The following is a 13,667-nucleotide window of genomic DNA, read 5'->3' on the forward strand; positions in this document are numbered from 1 at the left end:
TAAATTCAAACTCAGGGATTTTTCTATAATGTAATCATATGTGGATGAGCTGGCTTTGTTGACAGTCATGATTAGCCAAAACCTCAATGCCGTTTGGCTTAGCAGTGTTCCAGTCTCTTCATTAAAAATGAGGATGGCTAAGTACCATCACTCAATCAAAAGTAAACCTTCTTTTATTTCAAAAGGATTTTTTTCATTGATGCGGTCAAAAAACATAATACCGTTGGTATGATCAATTTCGTGCTGGACAACGATCGACTGATATCCTTTCAGTTTGAGCTTCTTTTTGTCGCTGTTCTTGTCATAGTATTCAATAGTGACACGGGAATGGCGGATAACATAGCCTTCAACCACGCGATCAACAGATAAACACCCTTCACCATCAGCTAAGGCAGCATCTTGGACAGAATGTGCAATGATGCGAGGATTGTACATAACTTCTTTCAAAGCATAAGCTTCTTTAGGTGGATTGCCGTCTTCATCTTCTGGATTAGGAATGAGAACAGCGATAATGCGTTTTGAAATATCTAATTGCGGAGCGGCGAGACCAACACCGCCGCGCAGCTCCATTTTTTCAGCGGTCACGGGATCTTGTGAATTTTTTAAGAATTGCAGCATTTTTTCGCCCAAAATAATATCATCTTCATTTAAAGGGAAGGTGACATCTTGAGCGACAGCGCGTAGGGTAGGATGACCTTCGCGAATAATATCATTCATATCAATTAAATGACTGGCTTTAGTAATAGTTTTAATAGCAGACATTTTTTTCTCCTTGTTTTTACAATAAGATAAATATAGCACAAAACGGGGCATAAATAAAGTTAGAGGAATTAGCCTTATTCTTTAATTTGCCAGCGTTTAAGTTGTTTTAGATTGTTAATATAATAATAAGGCTTTTGCTTACCAATGACACCAAGAGCTATAAATTCCTGAATAACACGCAGCAGATGGCGATAGCTAACCCCAAAAGAGTCAGCCAAGGTGCCTAATTCTAATTGGAAAATCCCATCTTTTTGAATAGATAGAATATGACTGGCTAAACGTTCTTTGACTGTATAAGAGAGATTGGTTGAAGCCTTAATATTTTGTTGGTAGAGTGAATACGCTAAGCCTTGTCCCAATTTAAGAAGAAAAAGAGGATCTTTTAAGAGTAATTCTTTATTGCTTTTTAGCGGCAATTGGACAACCCAAGATTTTTCAAGAGCCACTACTGAAGAAACGATTCCTTGATTTGTTAGCAGTTCAATATCTCCAATAATGGTAGGTTTTTCCTGAATATTAAGAATATGTTCCTTGCCATTAAACAGCCGCCGGACAATCTTGATTTTACCCTTGACAAAATAAGAAAGAGCCTGTAATTCTTCTCCCTGCTGACAAATGGCTTGGCCAGCTGAAAAAGAAATCATTTGCAGTTTATCAAAGTAATGGGCAGGAAAAATCTTTTCTAACTGATACTTTTGAATCCATTCTTTTTTGGGAGCCACAAGTTTCCTCTTCGTCATTTATGACATATGTCATATTTTTCTTTGTTAAATTTGATTATACTCTCTTTATCAGAAAAAACAAGTTTTGTGTTTAAGGAGTTGTTATGAAAGCGTTCATGGAGAAATTTAGTCTCTTATCCTTATCGTTAATGCTGGTGTCCACTTTTGCCGTTTCACCGGCACTTCCTAAGATGCTTTCTTTTTATCAAACACGCGGTTACAGTAATGCTCAAGTTGAATTGCTGCTTTCTTTATCTTCTTTTGCTATATTAGCGGTCTTACTGCTGAATCCTTGGATCAATCTATGGCTGTCGGAACGCTGGTCTATTATTTTAGGCTTGCTTTTGCTTTCTATAGGCGGTATTTTACCCGTTTTTCTGCAGTTTTATCCTTTAGTTTTCCTGTCGCGTTTACTTTTAGGTTTGGGAATAGGTCTTATTAATGCGCGAGCGATTAGTATGATTAGCGAACGTTTTTCAGGCAAAATCAGAGTTCAAATGTTAGGATTAAGAGGTTCGGCAGAAGTTCTAGGATCAGCTATTTTAACCTTTTTAGCAGGGCAGTGGCTGAATGTTTCCTGGTCTTTTGCTTTTTTAATTTATGGATTTGGCTTTCTTATTTTATTATGCTACCTCTTATTTGTGCCAGCAGCTAAAGAAAAAAGAGAGAGTTCCCAAAAGCAGATGTATTCAACTGCTTCTAAGAATCATTTTACCTTCCGTCAGCTCCTTTATATTTTTGGTTTGGCTCTCTATGCTGGTTTTGTTATTTTGGTTAATTCTGCTAATACCCTACGGATTCCTCTTGTTGTGGAGAAGTTACATTTGGCAACAGCCAGTCAAGCCAGTTTCATTTTAAGTCTGATGATGTTGATGGGCATTTTGGCCGGCACACTTTTTAGTTTTTTGCTAGCTTTATTTAAAGATTACCTAATGCCGCTAGTTGTATTCGTTTTGGGTTTGGGTATGCTGATACTTTGGCAGGCTAATCATTTATGGCTTTTAAGCCTTGGAGCTTTGGTGACCGGTTTTGTATACAGTTTAGGCGTTACCTTGGTTTTCCATCTTCTTTCAGAACATATGCATAGGAAACAGTTGACAACGGCGACAACCTTGATTTTGATTGGCTGTAATTTAGGCGGCGGCTGTGCTTCTTTTGTCCTGCAGCTGTTTGCATGTATTAATTCAGATGTAAAAGCAGCCTTTCTTATTTTTGCTGTTTTGAGTTTGATCCTTGGTACTTTATTGCTGATAAGAGTGCTTAAAACAAATAGAAATCTCAGAAAATAATCTGAGGTTTTTTAATTTTCAATAATTTATTAGCCCTCACACGATCAAGATTTTCAAGGGGATAAAAATTTGGGAAAAAATTCACAAAAAGACTTGCATTTTTTTGTGAAAAGGGTTACAATAACAAGTGAAGAAAATCACAAGAGTATCTTTCTTCTTAAACTATTTACCAACTATTATTTTTAGGAGGAATTGTTGAATGGCAAAAGAAACAAAAACAGAAGCACTCACTGCTGAAGAAGCAGCTAAGCAGTATACGAATAGCTTAGTTGAAAAAGCGTTAAAGGCTGAAAAAATTTATGCAACTTATACACAAGAACAGGTAGATAAAATTGTTGCAGCTATGGCGCTTGCTGGTTCTGAGGCGTCCTTGCAGTTAGCTAAAGAAGCTCACGAAGAAACAGGCCGTGGGGTTGTCGAAGATAAAGATACTAAAAACCACTTTGCGACAGAATATGTATATGAACGCATAAAAAATGAAAAAACGGTTGGCATCATTGGTGAAGATAAAGTTGCTGGCAGTATCGAAATTGCAGCACCACTTGGTGTCTTGGCAGGTATCGTACCAACAACTAACCCAACATCAACGACTATGTTTAAAATCTTAGTCGCATTGAAAACACGCAATGCAATCGTCTTTGCTTTCCACCCAGCAGCTCAAAAATGTTCTGCTCATGCCGCCCAAATCTTGTATGACGCGGCGGTTAAAGCCGGCGCTCCTGAAAATATTGTTCAATGGATTGAAACACCATCCATCGCAAACACGGGAGCTTTGATTTCCAACAAAGGCATTGCTTCAATCCTTGCAACTGGCGGACCTGGCATGGTTAATGCAGCCCTTAAATCTGGTAATCCATCGATGGGTGTTGGTGCAGGTAATGGTGCTGTTTATGTGGATGCAACTGCTAATCTTGAACGTGCGGTTGAAGACCTTCTTCTTTCTAAGCGTTTTGACAATGGTATGATTTGTGCGACTGAAAATTCGGCAGTTGTGGAAGCACCAATTTATAAAGAATGGCTTGCTAAAATGCAGGAAAAAGGCGCTTACCTTGTTCCTAAAAAAGATTACAAAAAATTTGAAGATTTTGTCTTTAATGACAACCATGGTGTTAACGGACCGGTTGCTGGTATGTCGGCGAAATGGATCTGTGAACAAGCCGGTGTGACATTGCCAGAAGGCAAAGATGTTCTCTTATTTGAACTTGATAAGAAAAAAATTGGTGAGAAATTATCATCAGAAAAACTCTCTCCGCTTCTTTCTGTTTATAAAGCCAAAGATCGCAAAGATGGTATTGATATTGTAGCAGCTCTTCTTGATTATCAAGGTGCTGGTCATAACTGTGCCATCCAAATTGGTTCACAAGCTGACCCATTTGTCGCTGAATATGGAGATGCCCTCAATTCATCTCGTGTTTTGGTTAACCAACCAGACTCAGTCGGTGGTATCGGTGACGTTTATACAGACGCATTGCAAGCCAGCTTAACTCTTGGAACAGGATCATGGGGGAAAAATTCATTGTCACACAACTTATCGACTGGCGACCTCTTGAATGTGAAAACTGTTGCGAAACGCCGCAACCGTCCTCAATGGGTTCGTTTACCAGAAAAAACTTACTACGAAAAAAATGCTATTTCATACTTGCAGGATGAAACTGAAACAATGACGCGTGCTATCATCGTTGCCGATCCAGGTATGCTTCAATTTGGTTTTGTTGACACTGTCCTTGCTCAGCTATCCCTTCGGGATGAAAAAGTCGCAACTTCAATTTATGGTACTATCAAACCAGATCCAACACTCGGTCAGACTATTGAAATTGCTAGACAAATGCGTGACTTCAAACCAGATACTGTTATTGCAGTTGGTGGCGGTTCTGCCCTTGATGCAGCCAAAATTGCGCGTTATATCTATGAATATTCGTTGGATCAAGAAGCAGATTTCCTTGATAGTTATGAAAAAGTCAGTGAGCTCTTCCTTGAATTGCAGCAAAAATTCATTGATATTCGTAAGCGGATTGTTCGCTTCAAGCATCAGACAGTGACTCGTCTCTTCTGTATCCCAACAACATCTGGTACGGGTTCAGAAGTGACACCTTATGCCGTTATTACTGATGATTTCACACACGTGAAATACCCATTGACTGATTATGAATTGACACCGCAAGTTGCTATTGTTGATCCAGAATTTGTCATGACAGTGCCTAAACGTACCGTAGCTCTTTCAGGACTTGATACTTTGTCACATGCTCTTGAATCTTACGTATCTGTTATGGCATCTGATTTCACACGTCCATGGTCTATGGAAGCTATCAGATTGGTTATCGAAAACTTGGAAGATTCTTATAACTTTGATCCTAAGAATCCAACACTTCGTGGAGAACAAGCACGTGAAAACATGCATTATGCAGCAACTTTAGCAGGTATGGCCTTCTCAAATGCCTTCCTTGGAATTAACCACTCACTCGCCCACAAGACTGGCGGTGAATTTGGACTTCCTCATGGTCTTGCTATCTCAATTGCTATGCAGCATGTTATTCGCTACAATGGCGTTGCAGGAAATGTGAAACGTTCTGTTTACCCGCGTTATGAAGAATACCGTGCCCAACGTGATTATGCGGATATTGCTCGCGCTCTTGGACTTAAAGGGAAAGATGATGCAGAATTGGTTGAAGCACTCTGTGCACGTATTGATCAATTAATGCATGCTGTAGATGTTGAGCCTAAGTTATCTGCTAATGGGGTTACTAAGAAGGCTTTTGATGCAGCTGTTGATAGATTGGCAAGCTTGGCTTATGATGATCAATGTACACCAGCTAATCCACGTCAGCCTTACATTGAAGAGATGAAGCAGCTCTTGATTGATCAGTTCTAAGTTGATATCGTTTAGCAGTCAGGCCCGCTTATGCGGGCTTTTTTTGCCTCTCGAAAACCACTAGCTATGCTAGTAGTTCCGGAAACTTTTAGCGTAGTAAGAAAAGAACCTCCTAAAATGATAAGATAGAAGTGGTTTCCCCGCCACTACTAAACATCACAAAGGGGATAGCTCATGAGAGAGGCTAATGAAAGTTTATCACATACAAAGTGGAATTGTTCTACCATATTGTTTTCGCACTCAAGTATCATCGTCAAATCATTTATGGCAGATACAAAACCAGTATCGGAAGAATTATCTGGGACTTATGTGAACGCAAAGGCGTGACCATTCATGAAGCGAATGCCTGTTCCGATCATATTCATATGCTTGTCAGTATCGCTTCCAAATTCAGTGTTTCGTCTTTCATGGGATATTTAAAGGGAAAGAGCAGCTTGATGATTTTTGATAAGCATGCGAACTTAAAATACAAATATGGCAATCGAAGTTTTGGTGTAGAGGCTATTATGTAGATACGATAGGTCGTAACCAGAAAGTGATAGCTGAATAGATACAAAATCAATTACAAGAAGACAGAGTAGCAGACCAGCTCACTTTATTCGAGGGAGTAGATCCGTTTACTGATGAAATGAAGAAGAAGTAAGTCGAGGTGCTTTAGCAGCTGCTCGGGAAAGAGGTGCGAGGAAGAGCTATTTCGGTGGGCCTTTGGCCCTGACCGGTAGAAGTGGCTTACAGTCGCAGAACAAACCACCAGTTCACACTGGTGGTTTTGATTGTTAGCCTATCTTATTTTCCCAAAGCTTGTGTAAAACTTCTATTAAACAGCAAAAAGTAATCTTTTCCTTAGGACACATAATGTAAAATTAGCTGGTAATGATAGTTTCAGAACATCAAAAATGACCGTTTAAGACAAAATAGCTACCATTTAGGATATTTTGCTCTATTTTGAAAATAAATTGTTATACTAAAGATGTTGGTTGCACAACTAGACAATATTTAAAATGAAAAAGGGGTGTTTATCATATGGATACACAGGCATTTGAACAATTTGATGTAATGGACAGCCAAACACTTTCAACTGTTGAAGGTGGGAAGGTATCGGGTGGAGAAGCAGTCGCGGCAATTGGAATATGTGCAACTGCTTCAGCAGCAATTGGAGGACTGGCAGGTGCGACTCTTGTTACCCCATATTGTGTAGGCACTTGGGGACTCATTCGATCTCATTAAAGAATTAAATGGAATGGAGAATTAATACCATGGAATTAAATGTAAATAATTATAAAAGTTTAACTAATGATGAATTGTCAGAAGTTTTTGGTGGAGATAAACAAGCTGCTGATACGTTTCTTTCAGCGGTAGGAGGAGCTGCATCAGGATTCACCTATTGTGCGTCAAATGGTGTGTGGCACCCATATATTCTTGCTGGATGTGCTGGAGTTGGTGCGGTTGGATCTGTAGTTTTTCCACACTAAATTGATATAATGGTGGGCAATGTCAATTCAGGGCGAGATTTCTGAATGGGTACAGTGGCATTGTCCATTTTTCGTCCAATAGAATTTTTTATTTAAGCTGGGCTATAACTATTAGAATATTAAGTATTGACTTATATACTGTTAAAAAGATTTATATTATATAATGTCGAATTTCAAGAGAGGGAAAAAATAAGATGAAGAAATTAGAGCGTATCTCCACAAAGATTTTGCGTTGGGCCTATTTAATCTTAACAACCATAGTTTTTGTAGCTGCTCTGATAATATATAATTGGTTATATTATGGGAAATCCATGCTTTTTTGGTTACCAGCAGTTCTGGTATTATTAGTAACTGCTTTGTTAGCCTACTTGGTAAAAAAGCAATTGGAAGCGAGGCTTGAGCCCTTATTAATTTTCAATACACTTCAGCAAATTATTGGTGTATTAATCGCCTTAGCTGTAGGCCTTTTTGCACTGGCATACAAAGCATTAAATACTAAAATTAATGATGGTAATGAGGTCTATTGGATACTTTTTGCTGCCATCTTACTCATCTTTTCTTGGAATGCTGTTGAACTCTATAAAGAGCTAAAAAGAAGAAGCAAGAATAAGTAAAGCTAAGGCCGAAGCCTAATAGTTGTCTTAAATATTCTGTTATTATCGTAATTCTTATTGCTTCTACTAATTATGGAGGAGGATTAACTATGATAGTTAATTTTTATCAATACAAAGAACTGTCTAATGTAAAATTATCAGCCATTAAGAACATCGGCAACCGCTTGAAAAGTTGTCTTTAAAAGCGAATCAATTATAATTACAAGAAAACGAAAGGAAAAGTTATTTATGAATCGTTACAACTCATTATTATCATTTTCAGTGCAGCTTTGTTGTTAGTAGCAGTGGTGGTACGTCTCAAGACTTATATAACAAGGTGTTCCAACCTACAGATATTATGACTAACAACTCCTAAAATGTCACATCTAGCCAACAACCTCACAACAGCGGCAGCGCAACAGAAACGGCTGAGCAATCAATTCTGCAGGTACAGGTGCGACACCAGATGATATCTCAATAAAGACCAGTGATCAACCGCAAACGAAAGAAGGAATGAAACCAGAAAAAGAAAAGTTGGATACTAATACTTTAATGAAAGTTGTCAATAAAGCTTTGTCACTTTTTGATAGGCTATTGATTAAGTTCGGAGCTTAAACCATTACTCGAAAAAATGCCCATTTTGAACATCTTTTTGGTAGTTGATCAACTGTAGTGGGTGACGAAAAATTAAGTCCTGGAGAGAACCAATCTGTACTGATCCCCAAAAGTTGTACTATTTATTATTTAAAGGATTGGACTTGTCAAGAAAAAGTAGACAGGAAGTTAAGTGAATTAGAGAGGGATGGTTTGATTAGTCGTAGAGATTATCAGCAGATGCCTCCTAAGGTCGTCTATTCTATAACAGACTATGGCCGTACTGCTAATACGATTATTGATGTCGTGTGCCATTGCAGAGAGGACAATATCAGGCGGCGTCAAATATTAGGCGAAGAAATTGACTTAACTTCGTACGATTTTTAAGAAGTGATTGTTCATTTATAAAAATAACATACATTAAGCTATACTTCCTATACTTCGATTTATATCAAGGTCTATGTTCATATGTAACGCAGAATTTATGACTGCGAAAGTGCAACAATTTTTAATAGAATATTAACTGATTTGTACGATATAGTAAAATTAAACATTATTCCAGTAGCCGTTTAAAAATTCTATTATGTTATGTAATAAATCATATCAGCTAAATATAGGGTAATATAATACCAAAAAAAGAAAATCAGTTGACGTTAATTGGCTATTTTGCTAAAATAAAAACTGTCGTAGAGACAAGAAACTTTTTCTTGGTTCTAGGATTCGCCAAAACCTAGGACTCAGATTAAGGATAAAAAGGAGAACTATTATGGCAATCTCAAAAGAGAAAAAAAATGAAATTATTAAACAATACGCGCGTCATGACGGTGACACAGGTTCAGTAGAGGTACAAGTTGCTGTCCTTACTTGGGAGATCAATCATCTTAATGAACATATTAAACAGCATAAAAAAGACCATGCAACTTACCGTGGATTGATGAAAAAGATCGGTCATCGCCGTAATCTTTTAGCTTACCTTCGCCGTACGGACGTTAATCGTTATCGTGATCTTATCAGCTCACTTGGACTTCGTCGTTAATTGGAGTGAGAAAGTGGCTTATAATATTAAGCGTAGCTTGATTAAATAAAAAAGCTGTCCATTAGGATGGCTTTTTTAGCTGTAGCAAGTCAACATATAGTATAGGACAGAAAAGGAAAATTTTAGGAATAAAACACGTTTTGAAACCTTTACAAATGCTATTGTAGTTATTGTTGTAATAGTTTTGGTGTTAGAATCATCAAAGCCTGTTGGTTCTATCGTGCGGGCTGAAATGGCTTTTTGAAGTTGTCATAATATCGAAAGAGTATTGGAGTTTAATTATAAGGTATAAAGTAAGATACCAATGATTCGACACTCATTTATAAACGCTAAAATAGATAATAAAGCCCTTGTTAGGTATCTAATCTTAGTAAGGGCTTTATAGTTGATAAGCTCAATAAGAAAGCATTGATTATGATGAGGACTCAAATATCGCTGGATGCCTACCTCTATTCCTTAGAAATTGAGGTTTTCTGGTAAATTTAGCTTTTTCTAGTCTTTTTCTTTTCCCTAAAAATATGTTAAAATAAACGAGATACGTGGTTTTGTGCAAAGTTAAGGGAGTAAGATAGAGCTGTACTGTTGTCAGTTATCGCTGGGATTGTTGAACTTTTGCCTAGCAATATCGTTGACGAGAAAAGCAATGGGATATGGTGCTGTATTTTTGATACATTGACGTTAGAGTGATAAGGCTTATTTCTTAAACTTTGTGGAAAACACGTAGACTAATTTTTCAGGAGAAACTTATGTCAAAACAAGTGTTTGAAACAATTTTTGCTGGCAAAAAGCTGGCTGTAGAAATCGGTCAGGTTGCCAAACAAGCCAATGGTGCTGCTTTGGTTCGTTATGGTGATTCAACGGTCTTGAGTGCTGCAGTTATGTCTAAAAAAATGTCCACAGGCGATTTCTTCCCACTTCAGATTAATTATGAAGAAAAAAGATACGCAGCTGGGAAATTCCCCGGTGGCTTTAACAAGCGTGAAGGCCGGCCATCAACCGATGCTACTTTAACGGCTCGCTTAATTGATCGTCCGATTCGTCCCATGTTTGCGGAAGGTTTTCGCAATGAAGTCCAAGTCATTAATACAGTTCTGTCTTATGATGCTGATGCGAGTGCTCCTATGGCGGCTATGTTTGGCAGTTCACTAGCACTTTCGATTTCAGATATTCCTTTTAATGGCCCGATTGCTGGGGTACAAGTTGCTTACCTTGATGGTCAATATGTTATTAATCCTACGGCTGAAGAAAAGAAAGCTTCACTTTTAGAATTGACTGTCGCCGGAACCAAGGAAGCCATCAATATGGTTGAGTCTGGTGCTAAGGAATTGTCAGAAGATATCATGCTTGAAGCCCTTCTCAAAGGACATAAAGCGGTACGTGAACTAATTGCTTTCCAAGAGGAAATTATAGCAGCTGTTGGTAAAGAAAAAGCTGAAGTTGAATTGTTACAGGTGGATGCTGATTTGCAGGCTGAAATTGTTGGAAAATACAATGCAGACCTTCAAAAGGCTGTCCAAATTGAGGAAAAGAAAGCCCGCGAAATTGCGACAGAAGCTGTCAAAGAGCACGTGACTGCTGAATATGAAGAACGCTATGCTGAACACGAGGAACATGACCGTATCATGCGCGACGTAGCTGAAATCCTTGAACAGATGGAACACGCAGAGGTTCGCCGTCTTATCACAGAAGACAAGGTTCGTCCTGACGGTCGTCGTGTTGATGAAATCCGTCCGCTTGATGCAGAGATTGATTTCTTGCCAAAAGTACATGGTTCAGGTCTCTTTACTCGTGGACAAACCCAAGCCTTGTCAGTGTTAACATTGGCTCCAATGGGAGATACCCAAATTGTGGACGGGCTTGACGAAGAATATAAAAAACGCTTCATGCATCATTATAATTTCCCGCAATATTCGGTTGGGGAAACGGGACGGTATGGAGCGCCAGGACGCCGAGAAATCGGTCATGGAGCTCTTGGTGAACGTGCTTTGGCTCAAGTTCTGCCAAGTTTGGAAGCATTTCCTTATGCCATTCGTTTGGTAGCTGAAGTGTTAGAATCAAACGGTTCCTCATCACAGGCTTCAATTTGTGCGGGAACGCTCGCTCTTATGGCTGGGGGTGTACCTATCAAAGCACCAGTTGCAGGTATTGCTATGGGACTTATCTCAGACGGCACTAACTATACCGTTTTGACCGATATCCAAGGACTAGAAGATCACTTCGGCGATATGGACTTTAAAGTTGCAGGTACCCGTGAAGGTATCACAGCTTTGCAAATGGATATTAAGATTGAGGGTATTACACCGCAGATTTTAGAAGAAGCTCTTGCCCAAGCTAAAAAAGCACGTTTTGAAATTCTTGATGTGATCGAAAAAGTCATTCCTGCACCACGTCTAGAATTAGCACCGACAGCACCTAAAATTGACACAATTAAAGTTGATGTTGATAAAATCAAGATTGTCATTGGCAAGGGCGGTGAAACCATTGATAAGATTATTGAAGAAACTGGCGTTAAGATTGATATTGATGAAGACGGTAATATTGCTATCTACTCTAGCGATCAAGAGGCTATCAATCGGACTAAGGAAATTATTGCAAGTTTGGTACGTGAAGCTAAGGTTGGTGAGATCTATGAAGCTGAAGTTGTCCGTATTGAGAAATTTGGTGCTTTTGTGCATCTTTTTGATAAGACAGATGCACTCGTTCACATCTCTGAAATAGCTTGGACCCGCACGAATAAAGTAGAAGATGTCTTGGCTGTTGGAGATAAGGTTACGGTCAAAGTTGTTAAGGTAGATGACAAAGGCCGTATTGATGCTTCCATGAAAGCTTTATTACCACGTCCGCCAAGATCTGAAAAGTCAAATAAGGAGGACCATCAATCTGTCAGACATCACGGTTCTCCTAAAGACGATAAAGGTAAAGAAAAATATGATAAATAAATTTAATAAAGAACTTGATATGGCACTCAGAAGTTTTATCAAGGAGCCTGATAATTTTTTAAATAGTTTGACGCTTGTTAATAGTCTTCATTCTTTCCCTGTTTTGGCTAGTGATCAGCCTTATGCCATCGCCCTTGATGGTCAAAAAGTGACGCCAGTCTTTACAGATACGGAAGATTTGAAACTTTTTAAAGCACAGCAAACGAGTGCCAGAAAGCAAAATTGGGTAGAGCGTCCTAGTCTGGATATTTTAGAAGAAGTTATTGTCAATCGCTTGAATGGGATAGTCTATAATATTAAAAGAACAGGCGATTTTGGAAATTCCACGATTTTCAAAAGTAATGAATTGGTGCAATTTATCAATAATTACACTGTTATTCTCAACACTGTTTTTAATGAGACCAATCAAGAAGCTGATATCTTAGATAAATATTATCTAGTACCAGCTTTCATTCATCCTAAAGATAATGATGATTTTGATAAGGGCTTTCCTACTATGTCAAATTCAGATGGAGAAAGCTATGTTCCCATCTTTTCGAATTTGCCAAGTTTTGTTAAATGGTATCATGATAAAGAATTTGGTCTTCCTTTCAGAGAAGCACAAGGTGTTATTATGACTTGGAAAATTGCCGATATTCAAGAATCAGAAACGAAAGCCTCAACGTTAGGAGTAGTCATTAATCCTTTTGATGACAAACAAATTGTTGTTGAATGGTCGGGTATGGAATAAAGGAGATATTATGGGTTGGTGGAAAGAAACCATTGATATTGTTAAAGAAAAAGATCCCGCAGCACGGACGGCGCTAGAGGTTCTTTTGACTTACCCAGGTGTTAAGGCTTTAGCTGCTCATTGCTTATCTCATTTTTTGTGGACACACCATTGTAAATTGTTGGCTCGGATGCATAGTCAGTTTTGGCGTTTTTGGACACAAATTGAGATTCATCCAGGTGCTGAAATTGCAGAAGGCGTCTTTATTGATCACGGTTCAGGTTTAGTTATTGGTGAGACTGCCATCGTAGAAAAAGGGGTCATGCTTTATCATGGTGTGACACTTGGTGGTACGGGTAAAGAGACTGGAAAACGGCATCCAACGATTCGTCAAGGAGCTCTTATTTCTGCACATTCACAAGTTATTGGTCCGGTTGAGGTTGGTCCGGGCGCTAAGGTGGGTGCAGGTGCAGTCGTTGTTTCGGATGTTCCAGCAGACGTCACTGTGGTTGGTGTTCCAGCCAAGGTGGTTCGTATTCATGGTCAAAAAGATGAAACAGCTATCCATGAAATCGAAGAGAACCGTGAATATTACCTCAAAAAACTAGAAGAAGCTAAGGAAGCTAGTTTTCACTCGTCCGGGCTGTGATAGTCTTACTTGGCTGGTTGTACTTTTTACCAA

Annotated in this window: 12 protein-coding genes and 1 pseudogene; 11 read left to right on the top strand and 2 right to left on the bottom strand. The window is 38.7% G+C overall.

Features of this window, described 5'->3' with window-relative positions; all coding sequences use genetic code 11:
* Window positions 1–147: 147 nt before the first annotated feature.
* Together def and FNL60_RS00765 are read right to left on the bottom strand one after the other, a co-directional pair.
* Window positions 148–762 carry a peptide deformylase gene (gene def, locus FNL60_RS00760; protein WP_002265719.1) on the bottom strand — a complete coding sequence of 205 codons (615 nt, stop codon included), beginning with the start codon at window positions 760–762 and terminating at the stop codon, window positions 148–150.
* A 74-nt stretch (window positions 763–836) separates the two neighbouring features.
* Window positions 837–1,484 (bottom strand): cyclic nucleotide-binding domain-containing protein, encoded by a 648-nt coding sequence (locus FNL60_RS00765; RefSeq protein WP_002263600.1) that lies wholly within the window; start codon window positions 1,482–1,484, stop codon window positions 837–839.
* Between the two features lie 104 nt (window positions 1,485–1,588).
* Here FNL60_RS00765 and FNL60_RS00770 point away from each other — a divergent pair, with 104 nt between their 5' ends.
* From FNL60_RS00770 to cysE, 11 genes and pseudogenes are all read left to right on the top strand, one after another.
* Window positions 1,589–2,773 carry an MFS transporter gene (locus FNL60_RS00770; RefSeq protein ID WP_018110237.1) on the top strand — a complete coding sequence of 395 codons (1,185 nt, stop codon included), beginning with the start codon at window positions 1,589–1,591 and terminating at the stop codon, window positions 2,771–2,773.
* 199 nt (window positions 2,774–2,972) lie between these two features.
* Window positions 2,973–5,642: a bifunctional acetaldehyde-CoA/alcohol dehydrogenase gene (gene adhE, locus FNL60_RS00775; protein ID WP_002264767.1), complete on the top strand. Its 2,670-nt coding sequence runs from the start codon at window positions 2,973–2,975 to the stop codon at window positions 5,640–5,642.
* Between the two features lie 174 nt (window positions 5,643–5,816).
* Window positions 5,817–6,285 (top strand): annotated as a pseudogene (gene tnpA, locus FNL60_RS00780) (IS200/IS605 family transposase).
* A gap of 380 nt (window positions 6,286–6,665) precedes the next feature.
* Window positions 6,666–6,869 carry a Blp family class II bacteriocin gene (locus FNL60_RS00785; protein ID WP_002263727.1) on the top strand — a complete coding sequence of 68 codons (204 nt, stop codon included), beginning with the start codon at window positions 6,666–6,668 and terminating at the stop codon, window positions 6,867–6,869.
* 29 nt (window positions 6,870–6,898) lie between these two features.
* On the top strand, window positions 6,899–7,114 hold the full coding sequence (locus FNL60_RS00790) for a bacteriocin class II family protein (protein ID WP_002263728.1): 216 nt from the start codon (window positions 6,899–6,901) through the stop codon (window positions 7,112–7,114).
* 194 nt (window positions 7,115–7,308) lie between these two features.
* The gene (locus FNL60_RS00795) at window positions 7,309–7,728 is read left to right on the top strand and encodes a hypothetical protein (protein ID WP_002263729.1); all 420 of its coding nucleotides are present in this window, start codon (window positions 7,309–7,311) and stop codon (window positions 7,726–7,728) included.
* 651 nt (window positions 7,729–8,379) lie between these two features.
* Window positions 8,380–8,688: a winged helix-turn-helix transcriptional regulator gene (locus FNL60_RS10535; protein WP_002280740.1), complete on the top strand. Its 309-nt coding sequence runs from the start codon at window positions 8,380–8,382 to the stop codon at window positions 8,686–8,688.
* A 379-nt stretch (window positions 8,689–9,067) separates the two neighbouring features.
* The gene (gene rpsO, locus FNL60_RS00810; protein WP_002263008.1) at window positions 9,068–9,337 is read left to right on the top strand and encodes a 30S ribosomal protein S15; all 270 of its coding nucleotides are present in this window, start codon (window positions 9,068–9,070) and stop codon (window positions 9,335–9,337) included.
* Window positions 9,338–10,083: 746 nt separating this feature from the next.
* Entirely contained in the window at window positions 10,084–12,276 is a 2,193-nt protein-coding gene (gene pnp / locus FNL60_RS00815; RefSeq protein ID WP_002280091.1) for a polyribonucleotide nucleotidyltransferase, read from the top strand.
* A complete protein-coding gene (locus FNL60_RS00820; RefSeq protein ID WP_002263006.1) occupies window positions 12,266–13,006 on the top strand; it encodes an SseB family protein in 741 nt (246 codons plus the stop codon). The genes pnp and FNL60_RS00820 overlap by 11 nt, the downstream gene beginning before the upstream one ends.
* Window positions 13,007–13,016: 10 nt before the next feature.
* Window positions 13,017–13,634, top strand: coding sequence for a serine O-acetyltransferase (gene cysE, locus FNL60_RS00825; RefSeq protein WP_002263005.1), 618 nt, complete (start codon window positions 13,017–13,019; stop codon window positions 13,632–13,634).
* Window positions 13,635–13,667: the final 33 nt, after the last annotated feature.

The organism is Streptococcus mutans (assembly GCF_006739205.1).
Lineage (GTDB): Bacteria > Bacillota > Bacilli > Lactobacillales > Streptococcaceae > Streptococcus > Streptococcus mutans.

What these genes read in the sequence shown, in the direction of transcription:
- def (WP_002265719.1), bottom strand. Translation starts at nt 762, where the DNA reads ATGTCTGCTATTAAAACTATTACTAAAGCCAGTCATTTAATTGATATG.
- FNL60_RS00770 (WP_018110237.1), top strand. Translation starts at nt 1,589, where the DNA reads ATGAAAGCGTTCATGGAGAAATTTAGTCTCTTATCCTTATCGTTAATG.
- adhE (WP_002264767.1), top strand. Translation starts at nt 2,973, where the DNA reads ATGGCAAAAGAAACAAAAACAGAAGCACTCACTGCTGAAGAAGCAGCT.
- FNL60_RS00785 (WP_002263727.1), top strand. Translation starts at nt 6,666, where the DNA reads ATGGATACACAGGCATTTGAACAATTTGATGTAATGGACAGCCAAACA.
- FNL60_RS00790 (WP_002263728.1), top strand. Translation starts at nt 6,899, where the DNA reads ATGGAATTAAATGTAAATAATTATAAAAGTTTAACTAATGATGAATTG.
- FNL60_RS00795 (WP_002263729.1), top strand. Translation starts at nt 7,309, where the DNA reads ATGAAGAAATTAGAGCGTATCTCCACAAAGATTTTGCGTTGGGCCTAT.
- rpsO (WP_002263008.1), top strand. Translation starts at nt 9,068, where the DNA reads ATGGCAATCTCAAAAGAGAAAAAAAATGAAATTATTAAACAATACGCG.
- pnp (WP_002280091.1), top strand. Translation starts at nt 10,084, where the DNA reads ATGTCAAAACAAGTGTTTGAAACAATTTTTGCTGGCAAAAAGCTGGCT.
- FNL60_RS00820 (WP_002263006.1), top strand. Translation starts at nt 12,266, where the DNA reads ATGATAAATAAATTTAATAAAGAACTTGATATGGCACTCAGAAGTTTT.
- cysE (WP_002263005.1), top strand. Translation starts at nt 13,017, where the DNA reads ATGGGTTGGTGGAAAGAAACCATTGATATTGTTAAAGAAAAAGATCCC.